The organism is Streptomyces sp. Xyl84, assembly GCF_059731885.1.
In genome coordinates this window covers 7,152,407-7,171,748 of sequence record NZ_AP029182.1, presented here as the reverse complement: position 1 = coordinate 7,171,748, position 19,342 = coordinate 7,152,407, and the positions used below count along the sequence as shown (strand labels likewise).

20 protein-coding genes and 7 pseudogenes are annotated in these 19,342 nt (G+C 68.7%); 14 read left to right on the top strand and 13 right to left on the bottom strand.

The window, feature by feature from the left end:
• Nucleotides 1-88: 88 nt before the first annotated feature.
• Together AC6I72_RS31345 and AC6I72_RS31340 are read right to left on the bottom strand one after the other, a co-directional pair.
• A complete protein-coding gene (locus AC6I72_RS31345) occupies nucleotides 89-388 on the bottom strand; it encodes a CBS domain-containing protein (RefSeq protein WP_498004498.1) in 300 nt (99 codons plus the stop codon).
• Nucleotides 389-641: 253 nt separating this feature from the next.
• Nucleotides 642-1,720, bottom strand: a protein-coding gene (locus AC6I72_RS31340; RefSeq protein WP_498004872.1) for an IS630 family transposase whose coding sequence is annotated in 2 segments (ribosomal slippage) — nucleotides 642-1,219 and nucleotides 1,219-1,720 — 1,080 coding nt in all. Because the reading frame shifts where the segments join, the coding sequence is not laid out codon by codon here.
• Nucleotides 1,721-2,064: 344 nt separating this feature from the next.
• Between AC6I72_RS31340 and AC6I72_RS31335 the strand changes: the two genes are divergently transcribed.
• Entirely contained in the window at nucleotides 2,065-2,559 is a 495-nt protein-coding gene (locus tag AC6I72_RS31335) for a DUF4265 domain-containing protein (protein WP_402404551.1), read from the top strand.
• Nucleotides 2,560-2,751: 192 nt separating this feature from the next.
• Nucleotides 2,752-4,113 carry a hypothetical protein gene (locus AC6I72_RS31330; protein WP_498004497.1) on the top strand — a complete coding sequence of 454 codons (1,362 nt, stop codon included), beginning with the start codon at nucleotides 2,752-2,754 and terminating at the stop codon, nucleotides 4,111-4,113.
• Here AC6I72_RS31330 and AC6I72_RS31325 read toward each other — a convergent pair.
• Nucleotides 4,094-4,696 carry an integrase gene (locus AC6I72_RS31325; RefSeq protein WP_498004496.1) on the bottom strand — a complete coding sequence of 201 codons (603 nt, stop codon included), beginning with the start codon at nucleotides 4,694-4,696 and terminating at the stop codon, nucleotides 4,094-4,096. The genes AC6I72_RS31330 and AC6I72_RS31325 overlap by 20 nt on opposite strands.
• Before the next feature lie 19 nt (nucleotides 4,697-4,715).
• On the opposite strand from AC6I72_RS31325, the gene AC6I72_RS31320 reads away from it, so the two are divergent.
• Both AC6I72_RS31320 and AC6I72_RS31315 read left to right on the top strand, forming a co-directional pair.
• Nucleotides 4,716-5,366: a hypothetical protein gene (locus AC6I72_RS31320; protein ID WP_498004495.1), complete on the top strand. Its 651-nt coding sequence runs from the start codon at nucleotides 4,716-4,718 to the stop codon at nucleotides 5,364-5,366.
• Between the two features lie 138 nt (nucleotides 5,367-5,504).
• Entirely contained in the window at nucleotides 5,505-6,233 is a 729-nt protein-coding gene (locus AC6I72_RS31315; protein WP_498004494.1) for a hypothetical protein, read from the top strand.
• A gap of 362 nt (nucleotides 6,234-6,595) precedes the next feature.
• On the opposite strand, the gene AC6I72_RS31310 is transcribed toward AC6I72_RS31315, so the two are convergent.
• Genes AC6I72_RS31310 through AC6I72_RS31295 form a run of 4 tightly spaced genes read right to left on the bottom strand, consistent with a single transcriptional unit; the run spans nucleotide 6,596 to nucleotide 9,345 of the window.
• The gene (locus AC6I72_RS31310; protein WP_498004493.1) at nucleotides 6,596-7,837 is read right to left on the bottom strand and encodes a tyrosine-type recombinase/integrase; all 1,242 of its coding nucleotides are present in this window, start codon (nucleotides 7,835-7,837) and stop codon (nucleotides 6,596-6,598) included.
• A gap of 44 nt (nucleotides 7,838-7,881) precedes the next feature.
• Nucleotides 7,882-8,178 carry a RapZ C-terminal domain-containing protein gene (locus AC6I72_RS31305; RefSeq protein ID WP_498004492.1) on the bottom strand — a complete coding sequence of 99 codons (297 nt, stop codon included), beginning with the start codon at nucleotides 8,176-8,178 and terminating at the stop codon, nucleotides 7,882-7,884.
• Nucleotides 8,111-9,016: a site-specific integrase gene (locus AC6I72_RS31300; protein ID WP_498004491.1), complete on the bottom strand. Its 906-nt coding sequence runs from the start codon at nucleotides 9,014-9,016 to the stop codon at nucleotides 8,111-8,113. Before AC6I72_RS31300 ends, AC6I72_RS31305 begins: the two co-directional genes overlap by 68 nt.
• A 44-nt stretch (nucleotides 9,017-9,060) precedes the next feature.
• Nucleotides 9,061-9,345 (bottom strand): RapZ C-terminal domain-containing protein, encoded by a 285-nt coding sequence (locus tag AC6I72_RS31295; protein WP_498004490.1) that lies wholly within the window; start codon nucleotides 9,343-9,345, stop codon nucleotides 9,061-9,063.
• A gap of 86 nt (nucleotides 9,346-9,431) precedes the next feature.
• Between AC6I72_RS31295 and AC6I72_RS31290 the strand changes: the two genes are divergently transcribed.
• Nucleotides 9,432-10,310, top strand: coding sequence for a hypothetical protein (locus AC6I72_RS31290; protein WP_498004489.1), 879 nt, complete (start codon nucleotides 9,432-9,434; stop codon nucleotides 10,308-10,310).
• A gap of 162 nt (nucleotides 10,311-10,472) precedes the next feature.
• On the opposite strand, the gene AC6I72_RS31285 is transcribed toward AC6I72_RS31290, so the two are convergent.
• Nucleotides 10,473-10,982: a hypothetical protein gene (locus AC6I72_RS31285; RefSeq protein ID WP_498004488.1), complete on the bottom strand. Its 510-nt coding sequence runs from the start codon at nucleotides 10,980-10,982 to the stop codon at nucleotides 10,473-10,475.
• Here AC6I72_RS31285 and AC6I72_RS31280 point away from each other — a divergent pair.
• Nucleotides 10,978-11,289: pseudogene (locus tag AC6I72_RS31280) on the top strand (Tn3 family transposase); the annotation flags it as partial. The gene AC6I72_RS31285 and the pseudogene AC6I72_RS31280 sit on opposite strands and share 5 nt — an antisense overlap.
• 172 nt (nucleotides 11,290-11,461) lie before the next feature.
• Here the strand turns inward: AC6I72_RS31280 and AC6I72_RS31275 are convergent.
• A complete protein-coding gene (locus AC6I72_RS31275; RefSeq protein WP_498004487.1) occupies nucleotides 11,462-11,944 on the bottom strand; it encodes a MarR family winged helix-turn-helix transcriptional regulator in 483 nt (160 codons plus the stop codon).
• Between the two features lie 109 nt (nucleotides 11,945-12,053).
• Here AC6I72_RS31275 and AC6I72_RS31270 point away from each other — a divergent pair, with 109 nt between their 5' ends.
• On the top strand, nucleotides 12,054-12,845 hold the full coding sequence (locus tag AC6I72_RS31270; RefSeq protein WP_498004486.1) for an SDR family NAD(P)-dependent oxidoreductase: 792 nt from the start codon (nucleotides 12,054-12,056) through the stop codon (nucleotides 12,843-12,845).
• Between the two features lie 64 nt (nucleotides 12,846-12,909).
• Here AC6I72_RS31270 and AC6I72_RS31265 read toward each other — a convergent pair.
• Nucleotides 12,910-13,311, bottom strand: a pseudogene (locus AC6I72_RS31265) (nucleotidyltransferase domain-containing protein); the annotation flags it as partial.
• A gap of 130 nt (nucleotides 13,312-13,441) precedes the next feature.
• On the opposite strand from AC6I72_RS31265, the pseudogene AC6I72_RS31260 reads away from it, so the two are divergent.
• Nucleotides 13,442-13,932 (top strand): annotated as a pseudogene (locus tag AC6I72_RS31260) (IS110 family transposase); the annotation flags it as partial.
• Nucleotides 13,933-14,188: 256 nt separating this feature from the next.
• Here AC6I72_RS31260 and AC6I72_RS31255 read toward each other — a convergent pair.
• Nucleotides 14,189-14,479, bottom strand: a pseudogene (locus AC6I72_RS31255) (Tn3 family transposase); the annotation flags it as partial.
• 62 nt (nucleotides 14,480-14,541) lie between these two features.
• Nucleotides 14,542-15,108, bottom strand: coding sequence for a TetR/AcrR family transcriptional regulator (locus tag AC6I72_RS31250; RefSeq protein WP_498004485.1), 567 nt, complete (start codon nucleotides 15,106-15,108; stop codon nucleotides 14,542-14,544).
• A gap of 84 nt (nucleotides 15,109-15,192) precedes the next feature.
• Between AC6I72_RS31250 and AC6I72_RS31245 the strand changes: the two genes are divergently transcribed.
• The 6 genes and pseudogenes from AC6I72_RS31245 to AC6I72_RS31220 all read left to right on the top strand — a co-directional run.
• A complete protein-coding gene (locus tag AC6I72_RS31245; protein WP_498004484.1) occupies nucleotides 15,193-16,203 on the top strand; it encodes a TIGR03564 family F420-dependent LLM class oxidoreductase in 1,011 nt (336 codons plus the stop codon).
• A gap of 248 nt (nucleotides 16,204-16,451) precedes the next feature.
• On the top strand, nucleotides 16,452-16,844 hold the full coding sequence (locus AC6I72_RS31240) for a VOC family protein (RefSeq protein WP_498004483.1): 393 nt from the start codon (nucleotides 16,452-16,454) through the stop codon (nucleotides 16,842-16,844).
• 267 nt (nucleotides 16,845-17,111) lie between these two features.
• Nucleotides 17,112-17,288: pseudogene (locus AC6I72_RS31235) on the top strand (transposase); the annotation flags it as partial.
• Nucleotides 17,282-17,413 (top strand): annotated as a pseudogene (locus AC6I72_RS31230) (hypothetical protein); the annotation flags it as partial. The pseudogenes AC6I72_RS31235 and AC6I72_RS31230, both read left to right, overlap by 7 nt.
• A gap of 62 nt (nucleotides 17,414-17,475) precedes the next feature.
• Nucleotides 17,476-17,679, top strand: coding sequence for a hypothetical protein (locus AC6I72_RS31225; RefSeq protein ID WP_498004883.1), 204 nt, complete (start codon nucleotides 17,476-17,478; stop codon nucleotides 17,677-17,679).
• A gap of 109 nt (nucleotides 17,680-17,788) precedes the next feature.
• A pseudogene (locus tag AC6I72_RS31220) lies at nucleotides 17,789-18,162 on the top strand (ATP-binding protein); the annotation flags it as partial.
• Nucleotides 18,163-18,194: 32 nt separating this feature from the next.
• Here the strand turns inward: AC6I72_RS31220 and AC6I72_RS31215 are convergent.
• A complete protein-coding gene (locus tag AC6I72_RS31215) occupies nucleotides 18,195-18,320 on the bottom strand; it encodes a hypothetical protein (RefSeq protein ID WP_498004482.1) in 126 nt (41 codons plus the stop codon).
• Between the last annotated feature and the right edge of the window lie 1,022 nt (nucleotides 18,321-19,342).

Sequence of the window (19,342 nt, the reverse complement as noted above, 5' to 3'; positions counted from 1 at the left end):
CGGCACGCGCGTGTCGTCCCGGAACCCGGAGTCGTCAAGCGTGCGGTGAGTCAGTCCACGACGTCGACGACTCCGTCGGTCCTGCGGGTCATGCCCCCGCCAGCTCGCTTTCGCTCTTCCGCTCCAGCTGCCCTTTCAGCGTCACGACTCCCTGCGTGACGGTGACGTCGACGCTGCGGTTGCCCAGCCACAGTCCGCGTTGCAGCACCTCGCGGATCTCCGCGTCGGGGCGCAGGAAGGTCTGGAGCAGGTCATGCCGGGTGACGACGCCGACCAGGCGGTCATCCTCGTCGAGTACCGGGAGCTGGTTCACCCGGTGCTCGACCATGGTGCGGGCGGCCTCCACGACGGTGTCCTCGGCGTGCACGCCGACGGCTGGAGCGGTCATCAGCCGACCATCACGGAAACGGATCGTGAACGGGTGCGGGCAGCGCATCGGCCTGGCACGGCCGCGGTCCTTGCAGAACGCCCCCATACCGCGAGCGAGCTGACGAGCCACGTGACGCACCTCCCAGGCAGAAGCGAGGCATCCGGGGCCCAGAGCGCCGCTGCGGAGGCCGCGAGATCAGCACGCCAGGACACTCCCACACCCGATGCTGACCACTTGCTGACCTGAGCGACCCTGTACTGACTTCGGCTTGTCAGGGTGACGGTGGTTCGTCGAGGGTCAGGCCGGTGCCGGCTATGAAGCCGTCGAGGGTGTCGGGCCGGTACTGAAGGCGCTTGAGCCGGTTGCGGACGAGGGTCTCGAGTCGGTCGAGGGCGACCACAGCGAGGTTGGCCAGGCTGCGCTTGACGTGTGCCCATACCCACTCGACGGGGTTGAGGTCGGGCGAGGACGCGGGCAGCAGGAACACCGTCAGCCACTCACCCTCGGCGATCAGCCCACGCATGGCGCGGGAGATGTGGGTGTTCAGCCGGTCCCACACCAGCACGAGTGGCGCCTTGACGAGCTGGTGGACGCCGTCGATCAGCGCGATGAAGTCCCGCTCGCCCATGCTGCGGCGTGTGCTCTTGCCCGCTCGGTGGGTGCGCAGGCGGTGGCACAGCCGGGTCCGGGAACCGGGCCGCATCGCGATCAGCCCGGCCACCGACAGGCGCCCCGAGCGGCGGCCACTCACCGTCACGACCAGTGTGTGGCCGCGCCGGCCCCAGGTTCGTCCTTGGGGCGGCCGGCGGGTGAACCCGGCTTCGTCCTCGAAACAGACGTAGCCTCCGCAGGCCGCCCGGGCTCTTTTACCTCAGCCCACGTCGCCTCCTTCCACGCGGTCACGGCCTGCTCGTCGCGTTCGGCGACCCGCCGCGCGGGCACCTGCGGGCTGAAACCGAGCCGGTGCATCAGCCTCGTCGCACCCGAGACGCTGTAGGAGACGTGGAACTTCCTGCCGATCAGCGTGGCCACCCGCGACGCGGTCCACACCTGGTCCTCCACCCAGCCGTGCGCGGCCGGACCCTGCTCCAGACACGCGGCCAGTTTCTCCAGGCAGCGCGGGGAAAGACGGCACCGGGATCCACTCGGGCCGCGGGAGCCCAGAGCCTCACGACCGCCGTCCCGCCACAACTGATGCCACTGGTAGGCCGACTTCCGGCTCACCCTCAGGCGCCGTGCCACCTCGAACGGCTTGATCTTCTGCTCGAACAGCTCGGCCGCCTGCATCCGCACCGTCTCCCGGCGTTGCCGTCCCGCAGAGGTCAGCCCGCCCCCATCCGCGTATCTCAGCCACCACGGGATACAGGAGCCGCTCCGAACCCACCAGGGACTTCGCCATAGTTCACCCTGACGAGTCGAAGTCAGTAAGTGGCGGGCATGCCGAAGGGGGCGGCCCGGGTCACCGTGGTGGCCGGGCAGCCCCTTCGGCGTAGCGCGGGTCAGCCGGACGCGGGCAGGACCGGACGGCCGATGTGGTGGTGCTCAACCTCCACGTCCCGCTCCCCGCCCCACGCGCTCCACACGCGGCGCGCGACCGCTTCAGCAACCGCCACGGACCTTTTCCGGACTAAGGGCAGTCGGACCTGCGTTCGATGCGTGAAGGCGAGTGCGCGATCATCTGGACCGTGACTTCGATGACTCCGTCCGAGCCCCTCGCCGCTGAGAACAACCGGATCAAGGTGTGGTTCCGGTTTGTGCCGCGTGAAGGCTGGCTTCCCCATGACACCGAGGGGCTGTGGGCAACGCGGCTGAGCTCCGATACTGCCCGGGTGGAGAACGTCCCCTTCCTGCAGAACGGGGTCGCCGAGGGAGAGATCGTGCGCTTTGTGACGGATGCAGACGGTCTCCACTGGTCGAAGGAACGGGTGGAGGCGTCGGGCAACTGCACCATCCGGGTCCTGCCCGTTCCGTCCGGTCCACTGGGCCGAAGCGCTCACGCTGTTCACGAGCGGCTGTCGCCGTTCGGCTTGGGTGGTGAGGTCTTCAGCGAGGAGTTCCCCTTGGTCGCCTTCAACGTGCCAGCCGATGCAGATCTCAGCGGGATTAAGGCACTGCTTGTCCGCGGCGTGGAGGACGGGTGGTGGCACTTCGAGGTCGGCTGTGTCACCGATGCATGGCGCGAGGCATAGTCCAGCAGACAGCGCCTGCCTCACTGCGGCGTCTTCAGGACGCGGGGCAAGTGGACGTGGAGGTGCTCGACCTCGACCTGGTGGCCACGATCACGAAGTTCGCGGGCGAGGATTTCGGTGAGGCCGGATGCCCTTTTCCGGACTAAGGACCGCTGGAAGGCTGGCACGCAGCGGCCCGACTAGGTTGAGCGCATGACAAGCCTTGATCACCCCCAACTCTCCGGGTTGGGGCGGAACCCGTCGGCTCCTCAGGATGTCCTGGTACGTCTGGCTACACACAAGGCTGGCCGACACGGGATATCGCAGCGTCGCGGGCGGCTGGAGGACGCCGTTGTCGATGCTCTGCTGACGCAGGGCGACTGCGACACCGCTGTGGCCCTTCACGGGGACCGGATCTCCCCGGAGATGCGCCGAAGGATTTCCGAGCATCCCGATCCGGCGATCCGCAACGCGTTCACAGACTTTGTCCGCGACATGGTTGACCGCAAGGTGCAGATCGGCATCGAAACCCTAGAGGAAGCCTATGGTCAGCCGCGGATGATGCTCGCCAGCGCGCCGAGTCCGAGCCTGCGTGCCGCGGTCGCACGAGCTTGGTACGACCGGCCTCTCACCGTGCAAGTGGAACTACTCGCTGACCCGGATCCGCAGGTCCGTGCAGCCGCCACCGAGCACAGGAATCCGGGTGTCCCGCCTGAGTGGAGGGAGCGTCGCCTTGCCGACCCCGCAGTGCGCACCAGCGTGGCACGCTATGTCCCACTCACATCGGAACAGTTTGCGCAACTCATGCGGCACGAGGAAGAGGAGCTCTATCAGGCTGTCGCCGGTAACCCTCATCTATCGGCAGAGATGGTTGCCCAGCTCCTGGGCATCGACGACCCGCTCGTGCGGGTCGCGGTTGCGCAGAGTCGGCATGTGGACGCCGAAACCCGGGAGCGACTGTATGCGCTCGTAGAAGCCGAACGCGCGGACGGAAGTATCGAGGCGGAAGTGGCTCTGAGCTGGAACTTCGCCGAACCGGACTGGCTGCGCGAGGCGCCTCTCGATGAGCAGATGTCCTACCTGGACTGCCAGTACACACCCTTCCGGCGCGTACTGGCCTCCTGTCACGACCTGCCTGAAGAGGCATGGCGTCGGCTGGACAGCGACCCGGAACTCGTAGTTCGCCGTGCTGCCGCCCGTCGGCCGAACACACCACCGGAGGTTCTGGAAGGACTGGTCCGCGCTCACGGTGACGTATTGCACATCCGACCACTGCTCGTCGACCACCCCAACTTCCCTCGTGACGTGCTGCGCACGTTCGTCGACGAGCCAAGCCCGAACGTGCGCTACCTCGCCCTGGAGGACCCGGAACTGCCCCTGCCGTACCTTCAGCAGCTCGCCGCCGCTACCGAGCCCTTCCTGCGCTGCGGGGTCGCCCGTCACCCCAACGTCACGGACGTGTTGCTGGAGCGGCTGCTCGGTGACCCGGACCCCCAGGTAGCCGACGACGCCGCTGCCAACTCTGTGCTGCGGCCGACCCAGATGTATCGGATCCTTACCGCTGCTGGCTTGTGACCCCACGAGAGGCCCAGGCCCCAGGTTTTCCCGGTTCTCGGGGAGGCGGCGGTGCAGGGTCGGTGAAGACGGGCATGCCGAGGTCGACCAGCTGTGGTCGGCCGTCGGCGGGGGCGCGCTTGAGGCTGTGCAGCTTGGCGGTGGCGGCGTCGAGGCTGACCTGGAGCCCTTCGACCTCGCCGAGCCAGCCGTTGCCGCGGGCTTCGCGGATGCGTTCGCGGAGGTTGTGGATGATCTCGATGAGCCGTTCTCGCTGGCGAGGGTCGATTTGCAGGACGGGGCAGCGGATGCAGGCGTGCTCGTGCTTGCAGGGCGTTCCGTAGGGGCGGCCGCAGGTGCCCAGGGAGACCTTGCGCAGTTCGAAGTGCTGCTGGAAGTCGTGCCACTCCTGCTCGGTGGGTTCCCGGTATTCCTCGACGGGCCGCTCGGCCCGGCGGCGGTCGAGGAAGCCGCGGTAGGTCCGGATCAAGTCGTCCTGGAAGACGGCGAGGTATGCCTGGGTGGTCGTCAGGGTCTTGTGTCCGAGGATGCGGGCGGCGATGTCGACGGGCAGTCCGCCAGTGACGGCCTCGGTTGCGAACATCCTGCGGAAGTCGTGAGGCGTGACGCGCAAGGGGTTGCCGGCCTGGTCGCAGCCCCATCCGGGCCAGGGTCTTGCGGAGCAGGCGGGCGACGGTGTTCTGGCCCATGACCTGCGGCTGCCAGTAGTGCCGGCGCTGGAAGAGGTGCGGCAGCAGTGGCCCGGTGACGCGTTCGTGTTCGTCGTAGCGGGCGGTGAGTGGGATCTTGTCGCTGTTGGCGTCCCGCAGGCGTTTGATGATCGTGGCCAGGACGCTGGCCAGTTCCGGGCTGACCAGCAGCAGCCGTTCCTCATTGCTCTTGGACGGCACGATCTGCAACAGCGGGACGATCTCGCCGGTGTCAGGGAGTTTGTAGGAGACCAGCGCGAGGTGGGTGATCTCGGTGAGTTCCTCGACGCGTACTCCGGTGTGCCGCAGGGCCTCGATGACGGCCCAGGCCCAGAACGCCTCGTCCTCGGCCATGCTCTGGTTGATGCGCTTGGTGCTGCCCTCGGCCTGGATGTACACGTGCGGGGTGACGTGGTCGGGACGGCTGGTGACCTTGTGGGCAGCGGGCAGGACCCGCAGATAGCGGGTGCCTTCGTGCTCGAAGTAGGTGTCGAATGCGGTGGCCTTCGCGGCCGCCAGAAGCGCGGCAGTCTGGTTTCGCTCACGCTCGGCAACTTCGACTAGGCGCCCGAGGTGGGGAAGCCGTTCGCGGACGCGTTGATGCATGCGGGCCTGGGTCTGTGCTAGAGCCTTGTGCTGGCCCGCGCCATCGCCGCGACGGATCGGGCTGGGGCAGGCCCACGGGGCCCAGAACGGATCTTCGTGCGCCCATTCCTGGATGTCGAGGTAGAAGCCGCGGATGCGCATCATGACGTCGTAGCGGCCCCGGCGTTCCACCACCTCGCCGCTCTTGTTGACGTAGGTGAGCAGCCGCTCCTTCCAGCCGTCGACCACCTCCTCGGGCAGACGCAAAGTGTCGATGCCGGGGTGATGGGCCTCGATGTCGGCCCAGAACACGCCGGCCAGATCTCGGGCCAGGCCGACGAAGCTGCCGTAGTCGAGGCCGGGTCGACGTTCTTCGAGATAGCGGACCAGCAGGTTGCGCACGGATGTGCACTGGAGGTTGTAGAAGTCGACCAGTTCAGCGGTGGGCCGCTGGCCGTGCCGCAGCGCGTCCTTGAGGGTGTCCTTGGAGTGGATCACCGCAGCGCCGCGCAGCAGGTCCCAGGCGCTGGGGGTGCCGTCGTAGGAGTAGCCGATGGCTCGCCGTCCCCAGGCCCGCGCCTCGAAGACGTCCTCGACGGTGAGCTGGCCGAGGTCGCGGCCGGTGTACAGGATCATCTTGGAGATCACGCGCAGGCCCTCGTCGACGTGCCGGCCGGTCATGCCCAGCTCGCTGCCGTGGCGGCGCATCTGCTCCAGCATCCCGGGCGGGAACATGCGCTGGATGTCCTTGAACAGCGCCATGGCCTTGTAACCGCGCAGGAACTCGTAGTCGGGCAGCACGATGCGGCTGATGAACATGCTGTTCAGACCGCTCAGCAGCGTTGAGCGGCGCCCCTGGTAGCTGTGGCCGTTGTCTGTCCGGGCAAGCAACTGCTCGATCCAGTCCTTGCCTCGGTCGGCACCGGCCGCCCTCCATCGGGCCTGCCAGCCGTCCCCGGGGTGCGTCAGGAGCCAGTCGAGGACCTGCCCGGCCCCGATCAGGCGGTTTCGGCCGAGCACGCGGCCGTTGGAGTAGTCCTGCGCCGGCCAGACCGGGGAGAGCGGCAGCAGGGCCAGGACGTCCTCACGGCCCGGATGCTCATGGAGGCCGACGCGCTTCTCGCCCGCCTTCACGTCGTGCGCGACGAACAAACGACGCTCAGGGGTGGGCCCGGTGCCCGCGAGCATCACGCGGTTGGCGCGGCGGCTCATGCCGGACCACCACCGAACAGCACGTCCAGGTCGCTGGCCTCGTAACCGCTCGCCACCGCCGGCGGCGGAGGTTTCGCCCGGCCCTTCACTTCGGCCAGATGCTCCTGGACGCGACGGATGACCTGGGATTCCTCTTCCACCAGGTAGATGTCCGCCGTGGTGGACAGGTGAGCGTGACCGAGGATGGTCTGCACGTCCCGCAGCGACAGGCTCTCGTCCCGGGCCATGCGCAGGGCTGCGGTATGCCGTAGGTCGTGCATCGACCAGTTCGTGCCCAGCAGGGCATTGACCCGGCGAAACACTGCGCGCAGCGCCTCGTAGTTCATGACCTGGTAGGCCAGTCTTTCGCCGTGGTCGCGGCGGCGCAGGGTCCACCACAGCGGGGCCTGCGGGCCCAGCGGCGGGCCTTCGGCCAGGTAGAGGCGAGTCCAGATGAACGCCTCCGGACTGGCCGGCAGCCACTGCTCGGCGAGCGTGCCCTTGCGCACGACGCGCACGAGCTGGTCGCCCCAGTCGAGATCGACCCCGCGCACGCCCAGCAGTTCCGAGGCACGGGCGCCATTGCTGACGGCCAGGGCCAGGATCGCCTGGTCCCGGTTCGAGCGCAGGGCCGTGAACAGCTCGTTCCACCGCTCGTCCGGCATCTGCCGTGGGCGCCGCTTGGGGACCTTGGGGTTGTAGCGCAGCCGTCCCTCGCCCCGGTACGGCTCCAGCGGATTGTGGTGGGCGTGCGCCCGGCGCCGATCGGACCGCGCCAGCGGCACCGGATTGACCAGCGGGCCGCTGCCGGTCTCGATCCAGAAGTCGTAGAAGCTGCGCAGCACCGCGTTGCTGTGCCGAATCGTCCGCGGCTTGTAGCGGTCGTCCAGGTACGTCTTCTTCGTGATCGGATTCGTGGTGCCCGCGGTCAACGCGGAATCTGTACGCGCCGACCTGCGCGGCTTCGTCGCGGCCCGGAGCCACAGGACGAAGTCCCGGACCTCTGCCGAGGTCGCACGGTTCCACTCGACATCGACCACGCGCAGCCACCGCCACCAGCGCAGTAGGTCGTAGGCATAGCTGCGTACGCTGCCGGTGCGGTTGTCTCGGGCGATGAAGTCGATCAGGAACCTGCGGACCGGCTGCACGACTTTCCCCTTCTCATCGAGGACCAGCCAGGGCACGACACCGGGGTCCGCAGCCACCCGCCCCCACGGCGGGAGCTGGATGGTGCGGATGTCACGGGATTGCTCGTTCAACTCCGTTGCGCTCCTTCGTTCTCGGATGGCGCAACGTCTACCAACTAGGCCAGGCGGGGGATGCGCTCCAGCCCGACGTGTCTTTCCGTAGTCCGGTCAACGACTCGGTGCCGGCCCCCGGCGCATCCGATGGCAATGCGCCGGGGGCCCGCGGGGAGTTCCGCGTAGTCGGCGAGGTTGGCGATCAGTTCGCGGGCGCCGGGGGTGTCGAGGTCGAGGATGTCGCGGGCGGCGGCTGGGTCGCGGAGCCGGTCACGGACGTCTTCGACGCGGTCAGCGGTCGGCGGCGGGCCTCCCTTGAGGTGCAGGTAGCCGAACGAGATCAGGCGTATCGGGTGCATGGCCGGGTTCCCCTGTCGTGGGCGGGGTGTCGGTGAGCATCGCCTCGGGGCTGGTGGGCAGCCACTGCTCGGCGAGGGTGCCCTTGCGCACGACGCGCACGAGCTGGTCTCCCCAGTCGAGGTCCACCCCGCGCACGCCCAGCAGTTCCGAGGCGCGGGCGCCCTTGCTGACGGCCGTCGCCAGCAGAGCCCGGTCGCGGTTCGAGCGCAGAGCGGCGAACAGCTCGTTCCACCGCTCGTCCGGCATCTGGCGGGGCCAGCGCCGCGGAACCTTGGGGTTGTAGCGCAGCTTGCCCTCGGCCCGGTAGGGCTCCAGCGGGTTGTGGTGGGCATGCGGCCTGCGCCGGTCGGTGCGGGCCAGCGGCACCGGGTTGACCAGCGGGCCGGCGCCGGTCTCGATCCAGAAGCTGTAGAAGGAGCGGATCACGGCGTTGCTGTGTCGGACGGTACGGGGCTTGTACCGGTCGTCCAGGTAGGGCTTCTTCGTGACCGGGTTCGTGGTCCCGGCGGTCGCCGCCGAACGTGTCCTCGGTGCACGGCGGGGCTTGGTTGCGGCGCCGAGCCACAGCACGAAGTCACGAACCTCGGCCGACGTCGCCCGGTCCCACTCGACGTCCACAACCCGCAGCCACCGCCACCATCGCAGCAGGTCGTAGGCGTAACTGCGCACGCTGCCAGTCCGGTTGTCCCGGGCAACGAAGTCGATCAGGAACGTACGGACCGGCGGCACAGCTCTCCCCTCCTCATCGAAGACCAGCCAGGGCACGACCCCGGAATCAGGCGCGACCCGCCCCCAGCGGGGCAGCTCGATGGCACGGACGTCACGGAACTCGCTCAACTCGTTGCGCTCCCTTGTCGATCGGACGGCGCAACATCTACCGACTAGGCCAGCTGAGGGATGCGGTGCTCTCCGGCGTGTCCCCGCGTAGTCCGGTCAACAGGTCGGTGCCGGCCTCCCTGACACGCCCCGGTCGGACGGACCAGACACCCCCGGGGCACCTCATCGGCCAGGGCGCGAAGCTGGGCGGCGGTCCGGGCGACAACCTCGCGGGCGCCGCGGGCGGCCAGGACGTGTGCGTACACCTCGGCGTCCAGGCCGGTCAGACAGCGCAGGGCCGGGTCATCGGCAGGGTTGCGCCGCCTGCCCTCCGATGTGCCCCTCTCCACCGTTCCGGTCGATGACGCGCGGCACCGTGTGCAGGAGGAGGGCGACGGCAGCACCGTGGTGGAGGCACGCGGCAGGGGAAACGGGCGTGCCCAGCACTGGGGAGTTGTCCGAGAGCCGCATGGAGACACTGGAAGCCATCGACGCCGGGTGGTGTCCGGTGTGGGATGCGGGATGGCAACGCGCCTACCGGCTGTGCCAGGCCCACGTGAGGGCCCGCGGGCCGCTCCCCCAGGCCGCAGGCGCGGTCATCGTCCAGGGCGAAGACCTCGGAGCATGGGCGACGGCGCAGCGTGCCGGGTGGGAGCGGCTCATGTCCGCGCAGCAGTACCTCCCGGAGACACTGGGCCCGGAGCCCGCCCCGGCGGGGGTCGAGGCGGCGCGGCCGGTGGGGCGGCGGGAGGCGGCGCGGGCGGTCAACCTGGCAGCCGCCCGGCAGTACAGCGAGCGGGAGGGACACCTGCAGGTACCCCGGAAGACGGTAGAGGTACTGCCGGACGAGACGACCGTCAAGCTGCACGCCGTCGTCGACAACACCCGCCCCGCAACCGACAAACTGACCAACGAGCAGCGCGCGGCATGGACCGCCCCCAGCATGCACCGGGAGCGATCGGGTGCAGGACAGACAGAGGGGGCCGGTCATCACCTGGTGGTGACCGGCCCCCCCTCCACCTCGGGCCCCGGAGCGTCACACGGGGGCGGTGCGGGCCAGGACGTCCGCCACCTCATCGGCGGCGCCGAGCAGCAGGGCGGTCTGCTCCGGGTGGGAGTCCGCGCCCTCCCGGCCGGCGCAGAAGCCGAGCAGGGGCAGCACACGCTGGAGTACGGGCCGCAGGTCTGCGATGTGCAGCTCACCGGCAGCGGTGGGGGCGGGCAGAACATCCATGCTCGGTCTCCTGTCCGTCTGCTGCCGGACCACGCCCCCAGAATGCGCTGGGTGCTCGGGCGGACACGCAACGTACCGTGAGCGTAGCGCAGTTGACCGAGGCCTTGGCCGGTACACCGAAGGGACGGCCCCGGTCACCACCTGGCAGCCGGGGCCGCCCCCCTTCCGGCGCGCTGAGTGCTCTACGGGCGCGGGTGGTCCCGAACCAACTCCTGTGCCCGGGTCACGACCTTGGCGAGCAGGTCATCGGCTTCCGCAGGGGCACCGGCCCTCCTGGACCACGGCCAGGCCCATGGTGCCGTCCGCTCCCACCGTCATGGTCACGCGGGGGTCGGCGGCGCCCGGGCGGGCCAGGGCGTGGCGGCCCTGATGGAGGACCTGGCCGCCGCGCAGGACGGCGAGACGGTCCGAGCCGGCTTCCATCCAGGGCGTCTCGAAGGGGTCGCCGCCGTACAGGCCGGGCGGGCCGGCGAACCATCCGGCCAAGGAGGTGTCCGGGGCGGTGTGGTCGACGAGGCGCAGCGCCCTGCCGCCGGCGCCGCCCTGGACCTCGTACGTCTCCGTCCAGCGCAGGTCTCGGTCGGTGGCCTCGTAGGTGACCACCAGGCAGTCACCAGCCCGCCCCGGGCACCACCGTGCACCGGTCAGGGCATCGCGCCCGCTGAGCAGAGCGTCCACCTCCCCTGCCGGGTCCCGGCGGTGCTTGGCGGCCTCGGCCCTGCTGCGCGGCGATTCCAGCATGGGAGCCGGCAAGCGCGGCACCATCCACCAGGTGTACCGCGACGGGATGGAGGACCAGCTCGGCGCGCTCGGCCTGGTCCTCAACTCCATCGTGCTCTGGACCACGAAGTACATCGACGCCGCCGTTGCCCAGTTCCGCGCCGAGGGCCACGAGCTGCGGGACGAGGACATCGCCCGGCTCTCCCCGCTCAAGCACGCGAACCTCGACGTGCTCGGCCGCAACAGCTTCACCGCCTCCACCCTGGCCGCGGCGGCCTTGCGACCCCTGCGGGACCCGGACGCCGCCGGGCTCGACGACGACGGCGACGGAGCGGACTGAGCTTGTCCTTCAACCTCCGTCTGGCCCGGACAGGGCGGCCATCGGTATCACCGTCCTACATTTCATCGTTGTCCTCGGCGGCAGCAGTTCCGTCTCATGCCCCCCGTCTCACCCTGACGAGCTGGGAACCGTTCCACCCCGCAGCCGGCCCGCGAGCGGGAGGACGACCCGCTTACGGGGTGGCCTTGGGGGGCAGCGTCCAGCCGTCTTCGCTGCGGATGGCCGTCGTGATGCGTCGGCTGATGTCGCGCAGTTGCCGCGTCTGGGCTGTGGTCAGGGAATCGAAGACCAGCCGGTTGACGGTGGCCTCGTGCCCGGGGGTGGCCTGTTCAACTTTCCGCTCGCCGGCGTCGGTGAGGATGGCGAGAGTGAAGCGACCGTCGGTCGGGTCGGGCGCCCGGCGTATCCAGTCCTTCGTCTCCAGGCGGGCCACCGCGCGCGAGAGGCGCGACAAGGAGCTATTGGAGTAGCCAGCCAGGGTGCTCATCCGCAGGGTGCGGTCATCGGCATGGGCAAGCGCGAACATCACGCCGTATTCGAAGTGCGTCAGCGCGGCGTCCCGCTGCAGCTGCGTGTCGAGGGCAGTCGGTAGCCATTCCAGGACGGTTGCCAGGGCAGACCAGGTTTCGAGGTCGTCGCTGCTGAGTCGTGACATGGCGCCAGCCTACCCCTGATGACTTGACTAGGAAAGTCATCCCGCTCTAGTTTTACTTGCTCAGGAAAGTCAATGCGACCAGTACGGCACCACAGGAACGAGAAGATCCATGGACCTGCGACTGAAAGACAAGACCGCCTTCGTCAGCGGTTCGACACAAGGCATCGGCTTCGCCGTCGCGCGTGCACTGCTCGGCGAGGGGGCGAGAGTGGTCATCAACGGGCGCAGCGAGACCGGCGTTCAAGACGCCCTGCAGCGCCTCCGCGCCGAACTGCCGGATGCGGAAGTCTCCGGACGGGTCGCCGACTTCAGCGATGCCGCTCAGGTCCAGGATCTGCTGGGATCACTGGGCGATCTCGACATCCTCGTCAACAACGTCGGTCTCTTCGGCCTCGACCGCTTCGAGGATGTCTCCGACGACGAGTGGCAGCGCTACTTCGACGTCAACGTCATGAGCGGCGTCCGGCTCTCCCGCCAGGTCTTGTCGGGCATGCTCGAGAGGAACTGGGGCCGCATTATCTTCATCAGCAGCGAATCGGGCGTGAACATCCCCGCCGACATGGTGCACTACGGGGTGACGAAGGCGGCGATGATCGCCCTCGGCAACGGCCTCGCCAAGCTCACGCGCGGAACCGAGGTCACCGTCAACACGATCCTCGGCGGACCCACCTACTCGGACGGCGTCGCGGACACGGTCGCCGGCATCGCCCAGGCCCGGAACATGCCGGTCGACGACATGAAGGCCGCCATCATCGGCGCCAACCAGACCACCCTCCTGCAACGCTTCATCGAACCGTCCGAGATCGCGCAGCTCGCGCTCTACCTGGCCAGCCCGCTGTCGGCGGCCACCAACGGAGCCGCGGTGCGAGCCGACGGGGGCGTTCTGACGGCGCTGATCTAGGCCGCGCCCTGGCGCGGGCCACCGTTAGGGTCCGAGACGAGGGGAAGCGCGCTTGGCGGGCTGCTCAGAAGTGGGTGGTGATGCCGAACGTCTGCCGGAGCTGGGCCATGTCGTGACGGTCGTGGTCAGCCGGTTCACAGCCCTGGTGGAAGTAGACCTGCTGCTCCGGTGACAGGCACGGGACGGTGATGGCCGAGATCGTGCCGGTGACGAAGCACGCGGCGGGATAGACGAAGGGGTGCTCCGGGTCGGGCGATGCCTGCACAGCGGATCCGTCCGCCCCGGAGACCAGAGGATGCAGATCGATCTCCCGCCCGCGGGGGCCGGTGATGACGAACCGCATGGGACGCCAGTCGAGGGTCTCGGCGAATCCGGCGCCCCTGAGAACCGCCATGAGATCCGGTTCCTGGCTGCTGCGGTGCATCAGGTCCGAGTCGCGGTGCCGACACGTCATCCGGCCAAGTAGACGGCGCCGCGGATCAGGTGGTCCCGGTAGCGGTGGGATCGAGGGTGTAGAGAAACTGCATGGGCCGCCATGCGGTGTCGACAGCGGCCGGCTAAAAGAACTTGCCGGAGCTGCTCGCTGAGTACGGGGACACCGGGACACCGCCGAGAACCCGATCCCGGTCGTGATCGAGACCTCCCGCGGCCTGCTGGTCGCGGGGCTGCGGGCCGGCAAGCGCAAGGCGTTCGTCATCAGCCCGATGGCCGCCGCCCGCTACCGCGATCGTCACAGCATCTCTCGCAAGAACTCTGACCTCGGCAACGCCCTCGTCTCGCTGACATCCTCCGCACCGGCATGCACGCCCACCGGCCCCTGCCCGACGACTCCGACCTCCGCCGCGCGGTCACCGTCCTGGCCCGCGCCCAGGCGGACTCGCTCTGGAACCGGCAGCAGCTCGCCAACCAGCTCCGCTCTCTGCTGCGCGAGTACTACCCCGCCGCCCTGGCCGCCTTCGCCACGTGGATCCAGGGGCTGTGCCAGCCCGAGGCCCGCGAACTGCTCAAGACCGCGCCGACCCCACCCGGCGCACAGCTGGCCCGCACCCAGTTCCAGTCCGCGCTCAAGCGAGCAGATCGCCAGCGCGGCCCGAGGCCGAGGCCGAGCGTCTCGGCGAGGTCTTCCGAGGCGAGTGGGCCCGACCAGCCCGCGCTGGTCGAGGACGCGCTCGGCAATCAGATGCTCGCCCTCCTCATCCAATTGGACGCGGCCTGCATCGCCGCCGACAGCCTCGCCGAGGCAGTCGAAGAGACCTTCCCGCAGCGTTCGGACACCAAGATCCTGCTGAGCTTCCCCGGACTCGGCCTACAGCTTGCCGCCCGCGCCCTGGCCGCGCGCTGTCCTTGCCGTAGTGGAGCACGGTGTTCGCACTGTTCCAGTTCTCCACGGCCTGAAGCCCGGCGTGGATCTCGCGGCGCAGGCCAGGACTGGCCAGGTAATCGCAGGCGAACACCGTACGAACTGCCCGGCCGAGTTCTTCGAGAGCCTGGTGGGTCGGGTGCTGGGGGCCGCTGCGGGTGAAGCGCCGCAGGACCTGCTCTGCTTCCGCCGTCCCGAGCCGGAGTGCGGTGGCGTCCTTCACTATCTGGTCGTACTGCTGCTCGATCAGGTCCCAGCGGGTCGGCCGCGTCACTGACGTCACCCTGACGAGCCGAAGTCAGTAAGTCGCCGCCGTGTCCGCGCGGTTCCGTGACGTTACCAGTTGCGTGCGGTGCGGTGCAGATCGTCAAAGCTTGCGTGGAGGTGTTGCCCGAACGTGCCGTGCTGCGGATCGGCCAGCCACCGGGCTGCGGCACAGTGGTAGGCGGTGACGGAGACGGCTGCGGTCAGCGTGGCAGCAGGGTCGGGAACGCCTCGTGCGCGCAGCGCGCCAGCGATCGCAGCGGCGAGGGCCGCCAGTTTCGCCCATTCACGTTCCCGCAGGTCGGGGTGTGCGTCGAGGATGTTCCTGCGGCGCTGTGCCGCGTTCCGGCGCTGGTCGAACCAGTCACTGCCGGCAGTGAAGACCGCGCGGATCGCGTCGAGCGGAGACTGCTCGGCGGGTGCCCTGTTGAGCGCGTCTCGTACCCCAGCGATGAACGAGTCCTGTCCGGGGAAGAGTACTTCGCGCTTGTCGGCAAAGTGGTTGTAGAAGGTGCGCTCGGTCAGGCCGGCGCGCGTCGCGATCTCGGCGACGGTCGTGCGTTCATAGCCGCGCTCGGTGAACAACTCGATCGCGGCTTCCTGCAGTCGTTCCGGCGCGCCGCCCGGCCATCGTGCCATGACACGCACAGTAGAGACTGCAGAGCCTGTAATCAACCTGTACAGTGATTGCAGAACCTGTAATCACCGCGGTGCTGCGGGACGATGCAGGCCGCGGTGGTGAGGGCGACGGAGGCTTGCGGACTCGATCAGGCGAAGGGGCTCGTGATGAACACTGTCGGGAAGAGGACGGGAGTGTTTCTGGGAGGCACGTTCGCGCAGGACCCCGGCCTGGCCAACCTCGTGGACCGGGCTGTGGAACTCGCGCACGAGGTGGCCGACGCCGGGATGTGCACGGTGTGGTTCGGGCAGGCGGCGGATTACGACGCGCCCCAGCTCGCCGCGCTGGTGGGCCGGGCGGAACCCAGAATCGGCGTAGGAACCTCGGTCGTGCCGATGTATCCTCGCCACCCGCTGCTGCTCGCGGCGGCGGCGAAGACCGCGCAGGCGGCTACTGCGGGGCGTTTTCGGCTCGGTGTCGGGCTCGGTGCGCGCACGGTACTTGAGCCGCAGTTCGGCCTGCCGTATCCGCCGCAGATCAAGCACCTGCGCGAGTACCTCATCGCGCTGCGTCCGCTGCTGGCCGGTGACGATGCTGCCTTCGTGGGACAGACGCTGTCGTCGCGCCCGGCCGGCCCGACGGCTGTGGCCGGGGCCGTGCCGCAAGTCCCGGTCCTGGTGGCCGCGATGGGGCCACGGGCCCTCGCGGCGGCGGGCGAGCTGGCCGAGGGGACGATTCCCTTCCTCGCCGGGCCTCGCACCCTGGCCGGACAGATCGTGCCGGCCATCACCGAAGCCGCCGCCGCGGCCGGGCGGCCGGCCCCGCAGATCGTGGCCGGGGTGCCCGCGGTGGTCACCGACGACGCCGCGGCCGCCCGCAGCCGCGTCTCGGCCGCCCTCGGCTTCTACGACAGCATCCCGTCCTACCGGAAGGTCATCGCAACCGAAGGACTGTCCAGCGCGGCGGACCTGCTGATCGCCGGCGACGAGGACACCGTCACCGCCGGTCTGCGCCGCTACTTCGACGCCGGGGCCACTGAAATCATGATCACCCATACCGACCTCTTCGACGCCCAGGCCCGCGCTCGCACCTGGGCCATCGCCCGGAACCTGTGACCCGGGACCGCATCGTCCACCGCGCCCGCGGGAAGGCAAAGGTCCACCGACCAGGCTTGAGGTGGGGGCCGGACGGACGGCGGTTCACTCGAACATCGCCGACACGATGCCGGCTTGAACGGTCCCGCCCCAACGATGCCGATCCCCGGCATCGCCCCGCGCAAGCAGCCGGGAAGCAATCTGTGCACCGACCCACCAGCAAGATCATTAACGGTGCCGAGCCGCTCACGTTCCCCAAGGGAGACACAATGCCCAATGAGCTGAACCACATCATCGTCCACTGCCGTGACCGGCGGGAGTCCGCCGCGTTCCTGGCGGAACTGTTGGGAGGACCGGCCCCGTGCGACTGGGGTCTGTTCACCCAAGTGGATACAGCGAACAACGTCGGCATCGACTTCGCCGACACCTTGGTCCCGCCGGACCGCATCAACGAAAGCCACCTCGCTTTCCTCGTGACCGACGACGAGTTCGACGGCATCCTGGCGCGCCTGAAAGATCAGGCAATCACATACTGGGCAGACCCGCAAAAGTCCGAAGAGGGCGAGATAAACCATCTGTTCGGTGGACGTGGGGTCTATGCACTCGATCCCGGCGGCACGGTTCTGACCGAATTCATCACCGCCCCCTACCCCTACTGCTGACCGAGGGCTTCTGTCATCCGTCAAGCCGCGGGAGTGACTCATGATCAGCAGCTTTTGTTACAGTAATGGCTCCATACCGTTCTCCCTCATCCAGTATTGAGACACACACGTCTGGGGGCAGCAGCGATGCCCCCGATGTCTTCGTGAACATCATTCCGCGGCCGACCCCGGACCGGCGATAAGCATCGCAAAGCGGGACCGGCACAGACCCCGGGATTTATTCGGCCGATCATGCGACTGGCCCGCCTCCGAGTCGTTGACGTGGACATGGGGCGAGGGGATCTGACGGATGCCCAGTGGGAACGAATGCGGCCGTTTCTACCGGTCAGCAACGGTCGTTGTGGCCGGTGACGGGATCACCAGCAGGTGATCGACGGGATCCTGCACGGCGTGCGGACCGGCGTGCAGTGGCGTGACCTGCCCGAACGCTTCGGTCCGTGGAAGAGGCGAGCGGCCCGCGGCCACATGGCCCTCAAACCGCTGCCGGGACTACGTATCCGGTGGCCGAGCGGCACCTGCGGTCGGTCAGCAAGGACTGCCTGGTCGCCTTCGGCAGCAACCTCTACTCGGTGCCCGCCCGCAGGGTCCGACCGGGTCAGCTGGTGGAGATCCGGGCCACGAATCGCAGGTCATGCTGCACTCCACCATTGCAGCCGACTGCGGCGAGACGCTGCTGGCCGCCCCACCCGCGGGCGATCGGCCGCGGACCCGGGTCGTCGAAGAGGCCCACTGGGACGGTCTGCCCACCGGCAAGGGACGCCGCACCACCACCGGCGAGGTCCTCGCCGTGAACGTCCACTGGGCGAGGAGGCCGGACCTCTGCAGGCGCTGCTGAACCGGGCCGCGGCCACCCGCGTCGAGGCCGGCCGCCGTCCCCTGTGGGTCTATGAGGAGCTGACCGGCACCCGTCCTTTCACCACCCGTCCGAGCATGAGGGAAACGTCTTGAGCGAGCTGGCCTCCACCCGCATCCGCAACACGGCCGGCAAGCTCGGCCTGCCCCACCTGGCCGAAACGATCAATGAGTACATCCGGCGGGCCGACGAGAGAAAGATGGACTACCTCGACTTCCTCGACCTGGTCCTCTCCGAGGAACTCGCCGTCCGCGACGACCGCCGTTTCCGTCAAGGCCTGCGGCTCTCCCGGCTGCCGCACCACAAGACGCTCGACGAGTACGACTTCTCCTTCCAACCCGACCTCGACCCGCGCAAGGTCAAGGACCTGGCCACCTCTCGTTCGTCGACGGCAAGGCGAATGCCGCCCTGCTCGGGCCTCCCGGGGTCGGCAAGACGCACATCTCCGTCGCGCTCGCGGTCGCGGTCGCGGCCAGGAGCTGGCCACACGAGTGGCTTCACGCACGCAGCACGGACTGATCCACGGCGAACTCGGGCCCGACCACGTCCTGGTCGATCCCTCCGGCCACCTCGTCCTCATCGACATCGAGGGCCTGATGTTCTTCGATGTCGAGTGGGAGCACGTGTTCCTGCAGCTTCGTTTCGGTGATCAGTACCCAGCTCTGTTCCCGCCCCGGACTCGATCCCGGCACGGCTCGACCTCTACATGCTCGCGATGCGTCTCTCACTGGTGGCCGGCCCCCTTCGTTTGATCGCCGAACACAGCGCTAAGGAAGCGCTGGCACTGTTGGACTCATAGCACCGCGTCCACCACATAAGCATCGCTCTCCTGCTGCTACCTGCCTCGACGGCCAGCCGCCCTGCCGGGCGGCTGGTCGCCCCGCCTTCCCCTCACTCACTCCGCAGTGCCGTCATTTCTCTTCGAAACTCGCGAGCATACTGATCGACAACTGACTCCAGAGCCGATCGACAATCGCTGTTCCTGGAGATGAACGAAGCCAACCAAACCACCCTCTGGAGAAAAATGAGCCATAAAACTTTCGGTTGGTGTGCGATCAAAATGCGTCACGACGCCCGGACGGCTCGGGGCTGCCGAAAGGGGCACAGGGGCGGCCCCGGTCACCACATGGTGGCCGGGGCCGCCCCTCTTCCCGCCTGCTGGATGTCTACGGACGCGGATGGTCCCGGACGATCTCCTGCGCCCGAGTCACGACCCCGGCGAGCAGGTCATCGGCTTCCGCCGGAGTGCACGCTCGTTCCTGGACCACGGCCCATCCCCTGGTGCCGTCCCCTCCCACCGCCATGGTCACGCGAGGGTCAGCGGCGCCCGGGCGGAGCAGGGCGTGGCGGCCCTGGTGGAGGACCTGGCCGTCGCAGGACGGCGAGGCGGTCGGGGCCGGCCTCCACCCAGGGCGTATCGAACGGGTCACCGCCGTACAGGTCGGGCGGACCGGCGAGCCATCCGGCCAGCGCATCATCCGAGGCGGTGTGGCCGACGAGGCGCAGCGCCCTGCCGCCGGCGCCGTCCTAGACTCGTACGTCTCTGTCCACCGCGGGTCGCGGTCGGTCGCTTCGTAGGTGACCACCAGGTCAGCACGAGGCCGAGCGGTTGGTCGATGCGCGATACGAGGCCCTTGACGACCGA